This window comes from Bacillus sp. FSL M7-0791 (assembly GCF_038627085.1).
GTDB lineage: Bacteria > Bacillota > Bacilli > Bacillales > Bacillaceae > Bacillus > Bacillus safensis.
Window position 1 is genome coordinate 2,205,864 of sequence record NZ_CP152022.1, and the last position, 16,223, is coordinate 2,222,086.

General features: G+C 40.4%; 24 protein-coding genes and 1 tRNA gene. 8 read left to right on the forward strand and 17 right to left on the reverse strand.

All coding sequences use genetic code 11. The features are described 5' to 3' along the window. The first annotated feature begins 32 nt into the window (after positions 1-32). The 4 genes from MHI08_RS11260 to sinR all read left to right on the forward strand — a co-directional run bounded on the left by MHI08_RS11260 (position 33) and on the right by sinR (position 3,230). Positions 33-1,703 (forward strand): SNF2-related protein, encoded by a 1,671-nt coding sequence (locus tag MHI08_RS11260; RefSeq protein ID WP_024427994.1) that lies wholly within the window; start codon positions 33-35, stop codon positions 1,701-1,703. 14 nt (positions 1,704-1,717) lie between these two features. Next, positions 1,718-2,515, forward strand: a complete 798-nt coding sequence (locus MHI08_RS11265; RefSeq protein WP_024427993.1) for a YqhG family protein — start codon at positions 1,718-1,720, stop codon at positions 2,513-2,515. Between the two features lie 181 nt (positions 2,516-2,696). Then, positions 2,697-2,861, forward strand: coding sequence for an anti-repressor SinI family protein (locus MHI08_RS11270; protein WP_317221938.1), 165 nt, complete (start codon positions 2,697-2,699; stop codon positions 2,859-2,861). Between the two features lie 33 nt (positions 2,862-2,894). After that, on the forward strand, positions 2,895-3,230 hold the full coding sequence (gene sinR / locus MHI08_RS11275; protein ID WP_024422969.1) for a transcriptional regulator SinR: 336 nt from the start codon (positions 2,895-2,897) through the stop codon (positions 3,228-3,230). A 67-nt stretch (positions 3,231-3,297) separates the two neighbouring features. Here sinR and MHI08_RS11280 read toward each other — a convergent pair whose 3' ends face one another. Genes MHI08_RS11280 through tapA form a run of 3 tightly spaced genes read right to left on the reverse strand, consistent with a single transcriptional unit; the run spans position 3,298 to position 5,305 of the window. Then, entirely contained in the window at positions 3,298-4,098 is an 801-nt protein-coding gene (locus MHI08_RS11280) for a TasA family protein (protein WP_098677431.1), read from the reverse strand. 54 nt (positions 4,099-4,152) lie between these two features. Beyond that, positions 4,153-4,725 (reverse strand): signal peptidase I, encoded by a 573-nt coding sequence (locus MHI08_RS11285; protein ID WP_024422971.1) that lies wholly within the window; start codon positions 4,723-4,725, stop codon positions 4,153-4,155. Positions 4,726-4,777: 52 nt separating this feature from the next. Then, positions 4,778-5,305 (reverse strand): amyloid fiber anchoring/assembly protein TapA, encoded by a 528-nt coding sequence (gene tapA, locus MHI08_RS11290; RefSeq protein WP_234107214.1) that lies wholly within the window; start codon positions 5,303-5,305, stop codon positions 4,778-4,780. A gap of 299 nt (positions 5,306-5,604) precedes the next feature. Here tapA and MHI08_RS11295 point away from each other — a divergent pair, with 299 nt between their 5' ends. Continuing rightward, positions 5,605-5,883, forward strand: coding sequence for a DUF3889 domain-containing protein (locus MHI08_RS11295; protein WP_268415647.1), 279 nt, complete (start codon positions 5,605-5,607; stop codon positions 5,881-5,883). A 34-nt stretch (positions 5,884-5,917) separates the two neighbouring features. Here MHI08_RS11295 and MHI08_RS11300 read toward each other — a convergent pair whose 3' ends face one another. The 9 genes from MHI08_RS11300 to MHI08_RS11340 form a co-directional block, all read right to left on the reverse strand. Further along, the gene (locus MHI08_RS11300; RefSeq protein WP_056767455.1) at positions 5,918-6,112 is read right to left on the reverse strand and encodes a YqzE family protein; all 195 of its coding nucleotides are present in this window, start codon (positions 6,110-6,112) and stop codon (positions 5,918-5,920) included. A 59-nt stretch (positions 6,113-6,171) separates the two neighbouring features. Then, a complete protein-coding gene (gene comGG, locus MHI08_RS11305; protein WP_103131951.1) occupies positions 6,172-6,555 on the reverse strand; it encodes a competence type IV pilus minor pilin ComGG in 384 nt (127 codons plus the stop codon). Further along, on the reverse strand, positions 6,552-7,079 hold the full coding sequence (gene comGF, locus MHI08_RS11310; RefSeq protein WP_311164128.1) for a competence type IV pilus minor pilin ComGF: 528 nt from the start codon (positions 7,077-7,079) through the stop codon (positions 6,552-6,554). The genes comGG and comGF overlap by 4 nt, the downstream gene beginning before the upstream one ends. Next, positions 6,991-7,305 (reverse strand): competence type IV pilus minor pilin ComGE, encoded by a 315-nt coding sequence (gene comGE / locus MHI08_RS11315; RefSeq protein ID WP_087978326.1) that lies wholly within the window; start codon positions 7,303-7,305, stop codon positions 6,991-6,993. The genes comGF and comGE overlap by 89 nt, the downstream gene beginning before the upstream one ends. After that, positions 7,289-7,735 (reverse strand): competence type IV pilus minor pilin ComGD, encoded by a 447-nt coding sequence (gene comGD, locus MHI08_RS11320; RefSeq protein WP_342499627.1) that lies wholly within the window; start codon positions 7,733-7,735, stop codon positions 7,289-7,291. The genes comGE and comGD overlap by 17 nt, the downstream gene beginning before the upstream one ends. After that, a complete protein-coding gene (comGC, locus tag MHI08_RS11325; RefSeq protein WP_024422977.1) occupies positions 7,728-8,021 on the reverse strand; it encodes a competence type IV pilus major pilin ComGC in 294 nt (97 codons plus the stop codon). Before comGC ends, comGD begins: the two co-directional genes overlap by 8 nt. Before the next feature lie 16 nt (positions 8,022-8,037). Beyond that, positions 8,038-9,078, reverse strand: coding sequence for a competence type IV pilus assembly protein ComGB (gene comGB / locus MHI08_RS11330; RefSeq protein WP_024422978.1), 1,041 nt, complete (start codon positions 9,076-9,078; stop codon positions 8,038-8,040). Continuing rightward, on the reverse strand, positions 9,059-10,129 hold the full coding sequence (gene comGA / locus MHI08_RS11335) for a competence type IV pilus ATPase ComGA (protein ID WP_041117979.1): 1,071 nt from the start codon (positions 10,127-10,129) through the stop codon (positions 9,059-9,061). Before comGA ends, comGB begins: the two co-directional genes overlap by 20 nt. Before the next feature lie 177 nt (positions 10,130-10,306). Continuing rightward, positions 10,307-11,182: an STAS domain-containing protein gene (locus MHI08_RS11340; protein WP_024422979.1), complete on the reverse strand. Its 876-nt coding sequence runs from the start codon at positions 11,180-11,182 to the stop codon at positions 10,307-10,309. 97 nt (positions 11,183-11,279) lie between these two features. Between MHI08_RS11340 and MHI08_RS11345 the strand changes: the two genes are divergently transcribed. Further along, a tRNA-Gln gene (locus MHI08_RS11345) sits at positions 11,280-11,350 on the forward strand. A 55-nt stretch (positions 11,351-11,405) separates the two neighbouring features. On the opposite strand, the gene MHI08_RS11350 is transcribed toward MHI08_RS11345, so the two are convergent. Beyond that, a complete protein-coding gene (locus MHI08_RS11350) occupies positions 11,406-11,786 on the reverse strand; it encodes a Spx/MgsR family RNA polymerase-binding regulatory protein (protein WP_007501232.1) in 381 nt (126 codons plus the stop codon). A 212-nt stretch (positions 11,787-11,998) separates the two neighbouring features. Between MHI08_RS11350 and MHI08_RS11355 the strand changes: the two genes are divergently transcribed. After that, complete coding sequence (locus MHI08_RS11355) at positions 11,999-12,241, forward strand: DUF2626 domain-containing protein (protein ID WP_003217440.1); 243 nt, start codon at positions 11,999-12,001, stop codon at positions 12,239-12,241. A gap of 47 nt (positions 12,242-12,288) precedes the next feature. On the opposite strand, the gene MHI08_RS11360 is transcribed toward MHI08_RS11355, so the two are convergent. Then, the gene (locus MHI08_RS11360) at positions 12,289-12,927 is read right to left on the reverse strand and encodes an MBL fold metallo-hydrolase (protein ID WP_056767335.1); all 639 of its coding nucleotides are present in this window, start codon (positions 12,925-12,927) and stop codon (positions 12,289-12,291) included. Between the two features lie 157 nt (positions 12,928-13,084). Between MHI08_RS11360 and MHI08_RS11365 the strand changes: the two genes are divergently transcribed. Then, positions 13,085-13,258 carry a DUF2759 domain-containing protein gene (locus MHI08_RS11365; RefSeq protein ID WP_003217333.1) on the forward strand — a complete coding sequence of 58 codons (174 nt, stop codon included), beginning with the start codon at positions 13,085-13,087 and terminating at the stop codon, positions 13,256-13,258. 25 nt (positions 13,259-13,283) lie between these two features. Here the strand turns inward: MHI08_RS11365 and MHI08_RS11370 are convergent, their stop codons facing one another. From MHI08_RS11370 to MHI08_RS11380, 3 genes are all read right to left on the reverse strand, one after another. Continuing rightward, on the reverse strand, positions 13,284-13,598 hold the full coding sequence (locus MHI08_RS11370) for an MTH1187 family thiamine-binding protein (protein ID WP_024427984.1): 315 nt from the start codon (positions 13,596-13,598) through the stop codon (positions 13,284-13,286). A gap of 76 nt (positions 13,599-13,674) precedes the next feature. Then, entirely contained in the window at positions 13,675-14,928 is a 1,254-nt protein-coding gene (locus MHI08_RS11375) for an MFS transporter (RefSeq protein WP_056767338.1), read from the reverse strand. A 155-nt stretch (positions 14,929-15,083) separates the two neighbouring features. Next, on the reverse strand, positions 15,084-16,208 hold the full coding sequence (locus MHI08_RS11380) for a M14 family metallocarboxypeptidase (RefSeq protein ID WP_056767341.1): 1,125 nt from the start codon (positions 16,206-16,208) through the stop codon (positions 15,084-15,086). Positions 16,209-16,223 lie beyond the last annotated feature (15 nt).

A 16,223-nucleotide genomic window follows, 5' to 3' on the forward strand; every position in this document is an offset into this window, starting at 1 on the left:
GATCCTACTAGAAAGAAAGGCAGGCGACCACATTGAATATTCAAACGATTTTTGATCAGGAATGGGCAAATGAATTTCAGCAGCGGCTTTCAGCAGACGGCCCTTGGGCAAACTGGGATATGTATCGTTTAGCGACGCAGGTTCAAAAAGTCACAGCCATTGATTCATTTGAGGGACTGCAAGCTCCCGCGCACCTGCCTGCATTCACACCTTTAAAGCACCAGCTCGAAGTAGCCAGAAGAGTCGTAGAAGAAATGAATGGGAAAGCCATTCTAGCAGATGAAGTGGGACTTGGAAAAACCGTAGAAGCAGGACTCATTATCAAAGAATACATGATTCGTGGACTTGCCAAAAAGATTCTCATTCTCGTCCCCGCCTCCCTTGTGTCTCAGTGGGTACAGGAGCTGCGGACGAAATTTTATATTGATGCTGTTGAACAAAAAAAGAGCTATGTATGGGAGCAGTGTGACGTTGTCGTTTCCTCTATTGACACAGCCAAAAGACAGCCGCATCGAGACACGATTTTATCGATTGCCTACGATATGGTCATTATCGATGAAGCACACAAACTGAAAAACAATAAAACGAAAAACTATGAATTTGTGAGAAACCTGAATAAGAAGTTCTGCCTGCTGCTGACAGCCACTCCTATTCAAAACCGGATTGGAGAAATATTTAATCTTGTTTCCCTTCTGAAGCCAGGCCACCTAGGAAATGAACATCAATTTAAAGATATCTTTGCCAAAAAAGACTTGCAGCTTGAAGACCATGACCGATTAAAACAGCTCGTCAATAAAGTGATGATTCGAAACCGAAGACAAGACACAGGCATCGAGTGGACAAAACGGCATGTCAAAACGATTTCCATTGATTTCTCTCCGACAGAACAAGCATTGTATGATGAAATCTGCAAGCTGAAAGAGAATCCTTCTTATACAAAGCATATGTTTTCCATTATGACCTTGGAACGAGAATGCTGTTCAAGCCGTGAAGCAGTTTATATGACGATTAAAAAAATGCAGGAAGAAGAAAAGCATATTCTCGGATCTTCTGCTATAACGCAAATCATGGAGAAAATCAATCAAGTGGAGCAAAACTCAAAGGCGCTTGAAGTGGTCAAACTCATTCAGCAGTTAAATGAGAAGGTCATTATTTTCACCGAATACCGCGCGACACAAATTTATTTACAATGGTTTCTACAGCAAAATGGCATCAGCTCCGTGCCATTTCGGGGCGGCTTTAAGCGGGGCAAAAAAGATTGGATGAAAGATTTATTCAGAGAACGGGCGCAAGTGTTAATTGCGACAGAAGCTGGCGGCGAAGGGATCAACCTTCAGTTTTGTAACCAAATCATTAACTACGACCTCCCGTGGAACCCGATGCGTTTAGAACAGAGAATTGGACGTATCCACCGCCTTGGCCAAGAGCGAGATGTCCACATTTACAATATGGCAACGAGCGGAACAGTTGAAGAGCATATTTTAAAGCTTTTATATGAAAAAATTCAGCTGTTTGAAAACGTCATAGGCGATTTAGATGATATTTTAACAAGAATTGATATTAAAGATGTCGAAACAGAATTGCATCAAATCCTCTTCCAGCATGAACCAGGCGGAGACATGAAAAAGAAATTAACCCAGTTTGCTTCTTATTTAACTGAAGCACAAACACCACTTTTAGAAAAAAGACAGCAAGGCTCATAAAGGAGAGTTGATCAATGGAGCAGCATGACATTCACACCTTTCTTCTCCGTTTTTTCAAGGCGAATCAATGCAGCATATTAGAAGAAAGTGCAGGACATATGACCGTACAGCTGACAATTGAAATGGATAAATTGATTATGAACCGTCCTTTTTATTGGCACTGGCTTGAAAAAACTGGCGGTGTACCTGAACCGCGGCAATTGACTTTGATCACAGATCAAAAAAAAGCGGGTGATACGATCAGTGGTGAATTTATCCATTTCGGCTCCCCCCGGTTATTTCAAATATTTGAGGCGGTCAAAGAGCAGGGCCGTTTTATCCGGCTTTATGAACGAGTCAGCCCGCTCACGAACAACCAGATCGCCCTGGAGCCATGGCTTGGTCTCAATGTAAAAATTTCTTACCTTGCAGACCGGAAGAAGGATAAGCTTTTATCATTAGGCCTTCATCTCATTCGCGGAGAAGTCATTGAACAATTTCAAGAGAAGCTGGAAGCTCGTGAGCTGTCGTCTCAAATTCCCGATTATTGCTTTACGATGAGCACAATGATTAAGCCAGAGAGCGGAATCAAACGGCTCTACAGCCTTATGGAGCATTATGCCCATGAGGAGCCGGACGACTGGGCAGTGCGCGCCGTTCAAAAATGGAAGGAAGACTTCGAACTTTTAAACCAATTTTATGAAGGGACTTCAGACACATCTGTAGAATATGAAATAGAAAGACAAGCACTCAAAACTTTATACGAACCAAAAATCAGTCTTACGATTGAAAATGGCGGACTTTTTTACTTACAGCAAAAAAGAGGAGGTTGACTCATGGTCCCCTCCCTTTTATGTGACATACGATTTTCGATCAGTCTAAAGCTAAGTTTGTCTGTTTGTATTGGGCGGAAACATGACGCAAGCAAACTATGAGGTCTTACCACCTATGTCTTTCCATTTCATGCGTTAAGTGCCTGAAATACATGATTCAGTATTTTAGGAGGGTATTTGTATGGAAAAGAAAACGAACAAATTAGACAGTGAATGGGTTCAATTATTACGCGAAGCTCGCAAGGCAGGACTAACAGCTGAAGAAGTCCGTCATTTCCTCAAATCAAATGAAAAGTCCTCTGAGTCTCCCCCTCTGGTAAGAAGTCATTCTATCAAACCTTTCTGAATGTGCTATAATATCGAAAGGAAGGTGATGACATTGATTGGCCAGCGTATTAAACAATACCGCAATGAAAAAGGCTACTCACTATCAGAACTGGCCGAAAAGGCTGGGGTAGCGAAGTCTTATTTAAGCTCAATAGAAAGAAACTTGCAAACAAACCCCTCCATTCAATTTCTTGAAAAAGTCTCCGCTGTTCTGGACGTCTCGGTTCATACACTTTTAAACGAAAAAGATGAAACCGAATACGATGGTCAATTAGATAGTGAATGGGAAAAACTAGTTCGAGATGCAATGACATCAGGGGTTTCGAAAAAGCAATTTCGTGAATTTTTAGATTATCAAATCTGGAGAAAAAAGCAAGAAGAGGAGTAAAGCGCACGTTTTAGCGCATACTCCTCCAATTGCTATGCAGACCTTGATATCAGCCTAAAGACTGGCTTTATTTTTTATCTTCGCTGTGTGCTTTTTCGTTTTCTTTCACGTAGCCTTTTTCATCCGTATGCTTTTTTGGATTGATCGTTAAACCATTCCACTGAGTCGCTTCGAAGGAAAGATCAATTTGAATCGCATCGCCTTGGTATTTATTTTGGATATAGTGACCAGCTTTATCCTTCGTCTGGTCATTGATAAATTCAATGATCATTTCCATTTTATCGTAATCAAACGGATTCTTTGGAATGCCGTCATACTCTGGAGCCACTGTTCCATCAACAGTTGCTACATTAATTTTCCCACTTTCATGTAAAAACTTCTCATCGACGGCATGACGAAGCTTTTCAAATGCGGTCTGATCCTGTTTTGACGTTAATTGATGCAAGTCAAGCAGGTTTGCATGGTCTAAAATAATATTTTTCGGATAACCATTTCCACCTTCGGCTCCAACCGTAAGAACACTCACCTGAAACTGGCTGAGAAATTCTTCAGCTGTATTTTTACTGCCATTCTTCGCGGAAGATCCATCTGTAAACTGGCTGTAATCAAGACTCATCAGCACTTGGTTTATCGCTAGTGATCCCTTATTATCAAAATGAAATTCTTTCTTGATCCGATCACCAGGTTTTAAGTTCGAAAGGTTGATGGCGCCGGAGTTCTCTTTAGCAGATAAATCCAGCTCTCCTGTCGAGTAGACCGCGTTTGCCTTTTCAATATCATTAAACGCCGCCCATGTTCCCCCGCCAATTAATGCAAGACCTAAAGCCCCTGATAATACACCTAAACGAATTGATTTCTTCATTGCCATGAATAAACCCCCTAATATATTGTTTTATTGAAACCTGATTAGGTTACAAACGATTTAAGCTTGTTCCTCTGAGATATGTACATCAGCCGTGTGTCTACGATGTTTTGCTGCGCCCACAAAATGAATGGTTGAATAAACGAGCAGCATGACACCTGGTATAATAAGGAGCAAAGCAGTTCCAGCTGATGTCCCTGCATACGAAAGAAGCTTTCCTGCATAAGGAATGTTCACTCCCATATACTGCGCAGTTACCTGATCCGCTTTTACCAGCGTACCGTCCTGATACATATTATTGTCACCCTTCGTCTCAAACGCTTTATTTGCACCCTTTCCCTTCACCCCAACAATTCGGTGGGTCACAAAGGACTGATCCTGCTTTGTTTGAAACGTAATAATATCTCCTTTTTTGAGCGTCTCAGGTGAGGCGACCTGTTTTACAACAATCAGTGACCCAGCTGAAAATTCTGGTTCCATCGAACCTGATAATACTTGCTTCAATTGATAACCGAAAATCTGAGGTTCTCCTCCTGTTGTTCTTGATGACAACACGACAATAATAGAGGCTATCATCACCGTGAACACCATCACATAAAGAATACTCCCAGACATTTTCATCCATTTTTTCATAACCCCTTCTCCCCTTCGCCTATCATTTTTTCACTTTAAAAGACAGCTCCATTTAGGACGCCTTTTCTTGACACTTTGAGAGCACCATCGGTTTAGACCAAAAGTACGCCTGATCAGATGCGCCAAACCCTTTAGGATAATAGATTTTAAATGCATAGCTTCCATTTGTTTTTGCTTTATCTGTCGTGACAGTCGCTGTTTCTTGCGACAACAGGGACTTTATGGAGCCCTTTTCAAGAATATGACCATCTTGTAATGGCTTCTGACCATTTCCTATTTTATGTAATTCCCACTTCCATTCAGAGTACGCAATAGGCTGTCCACTATTTTTTAGTGTCATGCTCAGCTTTTGAGGTGCGCAGACTGTTCCTTCGATCATCGTTTGATCGATAAGCTCCAATTGACTTTCATCCCATTTTTTAGGCTGACAATGCTGATCTGTCTGTTCAAAATTTTCACATGTTTTCATGACAAAGTTTTTGTGCTCAACATCGTTAAAAGAAGCATTCGTTGGTGTCATGATGGAAGACGTCAAAATCAAACAAATGGCACAAAAGAGTACAAAGAGCGACTGTTTCATTCATTCCTTCAACTCCTTGAACAACTGTTCTTTAAAAAGAACGATTATATACAATATAAGGAAATACCTATAAAACCCAAAACGTCAAATTAGTCCATTTTGTTCTTAAAGAAGAACCATTACGAGAAAATTCTCCCATTTTCTCATTTTTTCACCATATTCAATATTTTTTTGTGTGACATTTGTACTTCTTAAAACTTACATAAAAATGTAGGATTTGGTCAGGATATGAAGAGGTGAGGTGATGTTAAGTGAAATATGGAAAAATCATAATCATGCTCAGTTTACTGCTGAGTTCTATGATTCTAGAGGTCAAACCCGTTGATGCGAGAGGTTTGACTGCCTCCGCAGATCAATGGGAAACGCGGGCAGTCAAAGAAGCAAAAAAAAGATACCCGCTAACGCAAGTATTATTTAAACAAAAAGTATGGGACCGCCACCGGGATAAGGAATCTGTGAAACAGTATCATATTACGTTAAAAGACCACACAAAGGAATTTGGGGTATTCGTCACCATTTCCTATAACCCTTACTCAAACAAGGTGAATAAAGTGATTGTTGTGGAGGAATACAGCTAAAGTGGCATAAAAAAACCGCCTGCTGGGCGGCTTTTTACTTTCGTCGATGGCGCTGGCGTTCTTTAAGCATCATGGATAAGCCAAACGGCAGAACCCCAAATAAACGCTGTGAAAACGGCGGTTTCGTTTCTATTTTTTCTTGTTTGTGTTCCTTCCGTTCGTCACGTGGTGTATTCATATATTTAATGATTTCCTGCGTCATATATTTTACATAGTCATTTGTTTTCAAGCACATTCACCTCTTCTTCCTTCAAGTCTTTCCAGGAAGAGGATGATTTTATACACTGGCTAATCAGGATTTGCCCATCTCATGATTTCACCGGTCTTCCAATCCAGCATCAGTTCACGCTCATCGGATAAACCATCTTTTGTTTTCACCTTCACCAAAACAAGGACAAGTTTTTTCTTAAGATCGCATTTCATCCGCTTCAGTGTCACACGGCCTTCTTCAGTATCAATATGGGTTTTCTGTTTCGCACAAATACGTTCTACTGTGCTGGCAGCTTCACTCACACCCACCCTAAAAAGCTGCTGTTTTTTATAAAAGGAAATCGTCAGCTCTGCACTTTTCAGTTCTTTTTGAAACCCCATCGTTATCGCCCCTAGGATCAAGAGAAAAAATAAAATCGCCGCAAGTACATGCGGATAGATAAACCCTTCCTCTCTTTTCACGATTTACGAACCACTCCTTTATATGTGAAAAAAACGGCTTCATACACTTTACCAGATCCATCTGTGACTTTTAGAATCGCTCTATGCTGACTCGTTCTCACGTGAAATTGTTTCACCTTATGCAATAAAGGAAGATGCCCAGCTTGATCCGTTCGTTTTCGAAGCATCTCTTGATATGGCTCAATTGTTACCACTCGCCCTTGATCAGAAATATACTCTAACGCTTTTCCATCTTTCACTGATTTCACAGCATCGGCACGACTTAATTCCTCATCTAATTGCAGAACAGTCTGTTTCCACTCCATTTGGGAAAATCCGTTGATGTCTTCAAATGGACGAGCTTTCTCCGCTGCTGAAAAGATCAGTCCACAGCCAAAAGAAAGAAATAGAAAGAGCTGCAACTGCCACAAAGCTTGTAAAAGGGTAAAAGCTTTGTCATCGCTCCACATGCTGAAAGCATATGGTCTCTTTTTTTTGTACTTTGTATGAAACACATCCCTTCTGTTTACGCCAATTGAAAACATATGTGATCTCGCCTCTCTTCTTTTTGATGGAAGATGTTGTCCCATTTATGAACGCTTCATTCATCTGTTCATGTAAAACCTGATAAGCTTCAAGCTTGGCTCTCACTTCCTTTTTCCCCATCATGAGTTTTTCATAGGCTGGCATGAGCACTAGGGCAGCAAATAGAAAGAGATGACAGGCAAACAGTGTTTCAAACGTACTAAATCCTCTATTGTTTTTGAACATGGATTCGCCCGCTTCCTAAATAAATCGTCAGTTTATACGTTTGACTGCCAAATTCGACAATGAAAGATCCACCGCTACTTGGATGTCCGTTTGCATTAAAATAGATACCTTGCGAGAATGTAGAAGTTTTGATGCTGCCCTTTTTATGTTGATATGAAGCAATGACTTCGTTACTCTTTTGGTCTATTACCTGATAAGATACATGCGGCGGATGGATCCCAACATGTACACGTGTTTTTTTGATAAATGCAGTATATGATGCCAATTGAAGATCTTGTTTCATGATGTTTACTTGTCTTTTGGCTTCAGCGCTCTCTATTATATTTGGGATTTTCCCTCCCATGATCGACAATACAATCGATAAAACAAGTAAAATCAACAGCTGTTCAATCAGGGTAAAACCCTTCTCATGTAAAAATAATTTATTCATGCTTCACGTTGCCGTTTTGAATGACAATCGCTTTTCCATTAGGACAAGTTAACCCCTTTTTGACATAACCTTCTTTTTCTAATTCAGCTAAAGATGGCGTCTTCCCATCATGCTCCAATTCATATGCCATCACTTGTGTGCTGACCATTGATTTAAGCCCTTCACAGCCCTTTGCCTGAATAGCTTGGTGATGACGTGTGATATTCGGTATGGTAATGAGTAAAAGAATGGATATTACGAGCATGACTATTAACATTTCTAACAGGGTAAATCCTTTATCATTCATGTCTCTGTCCTCCTTCTTACACTTGCTCCATTAGTTGATACATTGGTAAAAGAATAGATAAATACACGATGAGTATAAGAAGTGCTGTTACCCCATAAATAACTGGCTGCAGCCAAGAAATCCATTTTTCAATTTTTAGCTCTGCATTCTCTAATAGAAATTGGCTGTACGTGTACATTTCTCTCGCAAGCATTCCGCTGGCTTCACCATGCTTGATAATGGCTGCAAAATGTTTTTCGAAAAAAGGAGACACGCTTACTTGATGGGCCATGCTTTCTCCTTTTCTTAACTCTTCCATCATTTGTTCACCTATTTCTTGAAGAAAAGGCAGGTAGCTTTGCTGTTTAAAAGCTTGCAAACCTTCGTACATCGATAATCCAGCTTGAAGCAGTCCGCTGAGCTGAAGAGAAAAAAGGTACGTATGCATCAGCTGCATCCCTTTATATAAAAAAGGCAGCTTACTCATCACCCTCAATTTCTCAAGGGTCGACTTTTTCCTAAAAAAAACAGCATAATATCCAATAAGACAGATACACAGACAACTAGTGATGAGAAGAAAAGCATGAAGGAATTGAAATAGTCCAAACATCCCTTGAATCAGCCAAGACATGCGGGTATCCATTGATGAGTACAAAACAGAAAATTGAGGAATGATCATTTGCTGAACGAGTACCAACACGACCAAAACCGTGAAGATGAGGAAAAGCGGGTAACGTAACATACGTTTAAACGTGTCTAACTGTTTGATTTTTTTCTCTAAAAAACGGGCGCTTTGTTCTAAAGCACGGGCTAGACTGCCATGCTTCTCAGAAAAACATAGTATAGCGATGACTTCCCGCTGAAAATGGAGTCTCTCCAGCACTACATAAAAAGGCTCGCCTTCGTGAAGCCACTGAATACCTAGTTTTAATTGCTGCCGCTGTTGTTTTGATAACTGGATATTCACCATCACTAATGCCTCAATCAATGTATATCCAGCCTGAATCAATTGAGCTAGTTTTGATAGGCATTCAGCTTGGTTCTTTTTAGACCATACTTTAGAGACTCGCTTCTTCATAAACCCAGCGATGGTAAGTGTTTTTTGATAAATAGCCGAGTGCCACTCCTTTACGAATTAATCTTTGCAGTGTTTCATATGACGAGTGAGCATATTCTCCTTTAGCCTCCTTGATACACTCACCAAGCTCTTTTCCGAACAGCAGTTCAAATACATTTGTTCGTCTGATCGGTCGATTTAATTTACAGTAAAGCTGACATCTTTCTCCGCAAAAAGGACAGGTGAGCTCGATTAATCGCTGCGCAGCAATCGCAACCATCGTTTGCTCAAGTTCATTCATCGTGACACCAAATTCAAGCATACGATAAAGGGCTCCTTTTGCATTTTTTGCATGGAGCGTACTCAATACTAAATGGCCTGTCAGCGCTGCTCTAATCGCCGTTCTGGCCGTTTCAGCATCTCTTATTTCTCCTAGCACAATCACATCTGGATCATGTCTTAAAATAGCGCGTAATCCTGCGGCATATGTGATGCCGGCTTTTTCATTTACTTGAACCTGCAGCACTTCTTCATTCCTTGTTTCGACAGGATCTTCAAGTGTAATAATATTTCGGTTGAAATTCTTTTTTGCAAACTGGATCAGTGAATAGAGGGTTGTTGTTTTCCCCGAATTGGTTGGCCCAGTAAATAAAATGAGTCCATGCGAGTGGTTTAAAAAGGATAATAATCTGGCTGAGGCTTTCGGAAATAATGATAGATGTTTAATTTTCGGAACATGATCCTGCGGTAAAATTCTAATCACTAAACTCTCATCATTCACTGTCGGCAAGGTAGACATCCGAATAAACACTTGACCGTTTCTTAGCATCACAGCTAGTGAGCCATTTTGCGGCCTCCTTTTTTCCCCGATATCCATAGAAGATAAAAACTTAAAATGTGCAATAAGCCGCTCTCCGCTTTTTTTATCAATCGTTCGCTGCTGGATTAAATCTGAATCAACACGAAATGACACCGAAGCTTCCTTTTCTTTTGGCACAATATGCACATCAGAAGCCCTCATGCGGCATGCTTCTTCTAGCAGCTCTTGTCTTAAATATTCAATCCCATACAAGTGGATCACTCCTTTCTCTGATCACATTGTAGAATGGCGGAACGTGAATGACAAAAGAGCAATTTATGATTTTCATGACTAATAAATGATGAAAACCCTCAACTCACGATGCATTACATCATTTTTTAGAAAAGAGCATATAAAAAAACCTGACTTTTACAAGTACAGGTTTTTTGGTCATGATGTGGCTTCTTGCGGCTGCTCTTCAAAGATACGAAATCCTCTTTTTTCTAACGCTTTTGCAAGGCTGTGTTCAGTATTTACTTTTGAGAAATCAATGCCGAGTTTCACTACAGTTTGAGCGATCTCTGGGCGGATGCCTGAAATAATCGTCTCAATTCCTAGCAGCTTCGCACTATCGACCACTTTAAACAGCTGATAGGCCACCATCGTATCAACAACGGGAACACCAGAAATATCAATAAATAAATGCGTTAGACGCAGTCTAGAAGCCTGTTCTAGTACGGATTCCAGAATGATTTTGGCCCGGTACGTATCGATCTCACCAATCAGTGGCAAAATCCCGATTTCTTTTGATACTGGAATAACTGGGGCACTTAGTTCTTGAATCATCTCTCTTTGTGCATTCAGCTGACTAAGTGTCACGCGGTCATATTCTTCTGATAAACGCTCAATCATGTCATCAAATGTGGCGTGAAAGTGCTGATTCCACTGACATACATCTTGCAGCGTCACTTCAAGCTCTGTTTCTTGGGTGAATGTCTCAATTCTCGAACAGAAAATGTGGCGGAAAATCTTAAACTGTCCAATGATTTCATATAACGGCACCTCGTGCACTGCTCGATCACGTGCAATATCAACAGACCACTTTTTCAAATGGTTTTCTACTTTGTCAGACAGTGTCACAAGCGTGGCTGCAATGGTTTGAATAAACGCTGTGTTCTGTTCCTTCAGCTTCTTTTCCGTTTCCTCTGAAGCATGTTTAGAATATAATGAGCCTTCTTCTGTTCTTGTTTTTAGCCATTCTTCGGTCATGACAGGGGCTTCTTTTAGGATAAATTCGTATAATTGCTTTGATTTTTCATTTTTCATTTATTTCTTTCGCTCCTTTTTCACTAAAACTCGTGACATACAACTTTTATGTATAAATGACCGCAGATGGTGAACAATAACATTACACGTTTGATATTGGGCTATAGCCAAGTGGTAAGGCAATGGACTTTGACTCCGTGATCGTTGGTTCGAACCCAGCTAGCCCAGTTCAGCACAAAAACGAAGACGGCTGAAGCTTGTTTCAGCTGATCTTCGTTTTTTATTAGGAAACCGATTGATGAATCGCTTTCTTCTTTGATATTTTCATGAGTTCTCCTGGATTATAGCCGACCACTAATTTATTCCCATCAATGATGATTGGTCTCCGGAGCAGCTTTGGTTTTTCAATGAGAAGCTGTAAGACCTCGTTTACCTTTAAGTCATTAATATTTAAATTTAAGCTTTTAAAAGCCTGACTTCGTGTGGCTAAAATTTCATCCATTCCTTCTGTTGTTAAAGAAAGAATCTTTTTTAATTCATCTAGTGTTGGCGTTTCTCTGAAAAGGTGACGCTCTTTAAAATCAATTTGATTCGCCTTTAACCAATGTTTTGTTTTGCGGCAAGACGTGCAGCTCGGGTATGAATAAAAAGTAATGTCACTCATTAGTCTTCCTCCTTAGGTCGTTAACCTTTTCTCTTATGGAGTAAGTACCCTCATGCTTTTCAGCATAAACACTTTTTCATCATTTTTTCAAAAAAATTTTTTCTACATTCAAAATAAATTGTTCACATGATGTCAAAAATGTAAATGTTTACATAACAAGTGATGATCAGCTATAATATGAATCAAAGGGGTTTTTAAGGGGAGGGAAAGAAATGAATCGCATGTTCCGCGTGCTTGGCTTTTGGACGGGTATTTTTGCTGTCATGTTCTATTTAGGACATATGAAAGATGCATCGCTGCTGTTCTTCGGTCAAACCGTTCTTTTTGTATTTTTATCCTACTTGAATTTATCCGAAAGAATGTATATTTACATTTTCGGAGCGTACTTGACGATTTTCTTTGCCGGATTTACATATTATTCGATTTTCATCATGGTTCCCGGTACCGGACATTAATTGAAAAAAGCATCTCTTTTAAAGAGATGCTTTTTTCATGCCTGCAATTAAAGAGAAAAACCATTAATAAACGGATTTTGCTCCTGCTCCGTCAGCACAGTCGTTTCCCCGCCATGTCCGCTTAAAACAAGAGTTGATTCTGGCAATGACAATAATTTTTGATGGATTGATTGTAGCAGCACTTCCTGACTGCCGCCTACTAAATCTGTTCTCCCGATGCCGCCTTCAAATAGCGTGTCACCAGAAATAACAAAGCCCTCTTCCGACGAATAGTAAGACACACTGCCTGGTGAATGGCCAGGTGTATGGAACATTTCTAATGTAAACGACCCAATTTGAAGCGTTCCTTCTGACGTAATCAATTTTTCAGCTTCTTTGACCGTAATTCCATTCCCAATCAATCGAGCTGAACCGTTTAATTCAGCGTTCGTGAGCCATTCTTTTTCATTTTCGTGTACATACAGCGGCACTCCCCACTCTTCGCGCACCTCATCTGCCGCGCCAATATGATCAAAATGAGCATGTGTCAATAAGACAGCAAGTGGTGTAAGCTGTTTTTCTTTTACATAGGAAATCAGCTTTTGCGCTTCACCGCCTGGATCAAAAATTAAGCATTCTCCCTGCTCATTTTTCCAAATATATGCGTTCGCTTGTACATAGCCTAGTGGCATTCTTCTCCAATTCATTTTCATCACCTACTTTATTCATTCTTTTTTATTATGAAGGCTATTCAATAAAAATTCAAACAATCGTCAACTGGAATCTACTCGACAAGCTTTATGAAAACGGTTAAAATGAAAAGAAAGGAAATCAAGGGGATTGATGACAAAGGGGGACTTTCACATGATGCTCGTCATTATTTTTGGTCTAGTCACGATTTTAGCTGCGCTCGGCATCTATCGCTCACTAAAAAAAGTGAACGTACTTGCCATCGCTTTTGCAGGCGCTACATTTTTGGTTTTTGGATGGTTCACTGTCATGACCATCATCTATAGCGGTTATCCAACTGCACATTAAAAAGCCTGCATTTAGCAGGCTTTTTTTATTGATTTAAATGCTTATTCACGCTTTCTAATTTGCTTGTAAGTGTTGTGGTTTGATCCCGTCTGTCATCGATGCGAATATTGGTCGCTACTCGGTGCAATCCCTTTTCAAAAGGGGCTTCATGAATACGCTGAATGACCTCAAATAAAACGGATAATTCGCCTTCAATTAACGTATTCATCGGTGTTAATTGATATTTGATTTTTCCTTCTTGTTGAAAGCCTTCTAAAATTCTTTGTACATCTGCTACGTAAGCACTGACACTTGGTGTTTCAGTGCCTATCGGAATGATGGTGACGTCTGCTATAGCCATAATTTTTCCCCTTTCCATTAAATTCTCATGTTTTCTCGTCCTCATTGTAACCTATCCTCATTCAATCATGCCATGCTTACGTTGCGTTTACGGCAGGTTTGTCTCGTTCTATTGTCAACTCCGCTCTCTCTACCTTCCCGATCTTTGTAAACAGAAGCAGGCATATACCTGAAACAGCTTCAATGATGCCGCCAGCCGCAATGACATACCCAGATCCAAACAGGGTTGCCATATAACCGCCAATGAGGGCGCCTAACGGAATCATCAAGTAGGAAATCATGTTAATGATCGCATACACTTGCGGCTGATCCTCTGCCTTCACTGACAATTGAATCATCGTATGTTCGGGTACGTTAACTGCACTAATGGCTGCTCCTAAAGCAAAAGCTGATATAAACACAAGTGGTAACAATGCGTTCATACCTGTGATAAAGAAGGCGATTCCATCAACAATCCCAGCACCTATAAACAGCAATCCATACCGATTCACTTTTATCTTTGTCAAAACAAACCCCATCAAAAATGCGCCTAGTGCGGTTGTGACTTTGATGAATGAATAGACGACCGGTCCACTATGTAAGTCTTCCGTTAAATAAATAACAGACAATGCTTCCCATGGTGCCGCAGCAAAGTTTGAGCAGACACAAAAAATCGCTAATGGAAACAAAATATGATGGCTTCTAACAAGTGAAAAACCTCGAATTAATCTTTTGCCGTAAGATAACCCTTTTTTGGCTTTATCGATGATGACTTCTGTTTGATATGAAATCATGAACACCAATAAAGCGGACAAAAGGTAAAGAGGAATGATCACAAGCATTGTATAACCTACGCCTACAAATGCAATCATGACACCACAAATCGTGACCGTCACAAGTCTTACTACATGACTTGCTGATTGGATCGTTGCATTCGCTTTTTGTATGAGGTCCTCATGAACAAGCTTTGGGATAATCGATACAGATGCCGGTTCATAAGAGCCTCCTGTCGCCGAATGCAGCAGCATACAGCCAATGATGAGGACTAATGGTGTGAAACCATAAAAGTAACTAACCACGATCACAAGGATAATCGCTCCTCGTGTTAAATCAGCAAAACACATCCAAAATTTCAATTGATGCGGCTTCATCATAGGCGTAATAAATGGTCCAACAATCGCTTGAGGAACAAAGCTGACTGCAATAAAAAAAGCTGTCCCTATGGCCCCTTTCCCTCCTAGTACTAAAAGCCACAAGATGGTGTTGAAAGATAAACTATCAGCCGTAATTTTGCACATTTTAGAAACAAATAAATAAGTAAAATTTCTTTTCCACAGGCTTTGAGCACTCAATAGTCGACATCTCCCTAAATCATATCCCTTTTTTTTACATCCATATCTTTCACAATAGCTTACTAGGAAGCCTTCGTCAATTGCTTCAACATTGTTTTTATTGACCATAAGCAATTGATTTTCTCAAAATATGAAAAAGCACCAGACAGGTGCTTTTAACACTTACACGCTTCCCACAAAAGCCGCTTTGTTTTTTCATAGATCGAATCAAATTGATCCATGGAAAGAGGATTTTTCCCTAGACCAAGCTCGACTGTATAGCCCTCACTATGAAATTGATAAATAAACCAATCGCGATAGCCTGCATAGCTGTCGAGATATTGGATCGGTTTGTAACCGCTCACTAGTTCGAATCGTTTGACCGTTTCTTTTGAGAGGGCTGGCTCATGGCCAAGAAACCCCCAATAGATCTCTTCTCCTTGTGTATGAAGGGCGATCAGCCGGTCAAATCGTTTTCGCAACGCAAGATTGGCCATCGCTTTCGCTTCTGGTTCTGTTAATGGCTCGCGCCCAGGATAATCCCGGTAGGACGGTGCCTTCGACTGATGACGATAGTACTCGATCTCCCAATAAGCAGGGAATTGATTGTTTAAATCCACCCCTCGAATATTTGCTTTCCATTCCCGGTAATCGGAATATCCCTTGTTTAGCAGTGTGAATTCTTCACGATGAAGACCTAGTGACTCCGGTCCATTACGAACCAAATCCACTCCATCTGGATTGACCATTGGCACGATGGATAAAGCGGTGGTCTGCAGGATATGAACCGCTTCATAATGTCTTGCCTGTACCGGATCTGACGCTGCTAAGCAAAGCGATTTCAACCATTTTAATAAAACAGACGTCGTGATCCATTCATTTGCATGAAATGAGGCATTGAGATGAATAGAATGTAAATGCTGAACAGGCTCTGTTCGGATCTCATAAATAGGTGTATCAAGCACTGAATGGCCAATGACGCTGATATGAAGAAAAGGAAATACGGCTTTCAAGCGGCTCAGCTCTTCTTCTAATCGAGCGCTATCATATTCAAATGTTCCATTAATCCAATCATCGGATTGCTGCAGTCTGTAAGGTGCAATAAATCTCTGCACATCACCTATCGAATCAAATACATGGACTCCTTCTGGAAGTCTATATCCCGGTAAAAGAAGGTTATCAGTGCTTGATTGATTAGATAAATGAAAAGCAGCTTTGCCAATACCAAGCTGCTTTGCCACAGCATCCCTCCCTGCTTCATCCAGCTGCCATTCAATTTTTCCAAACGACGTTGTCTTCATTTACATCCCTCCTCT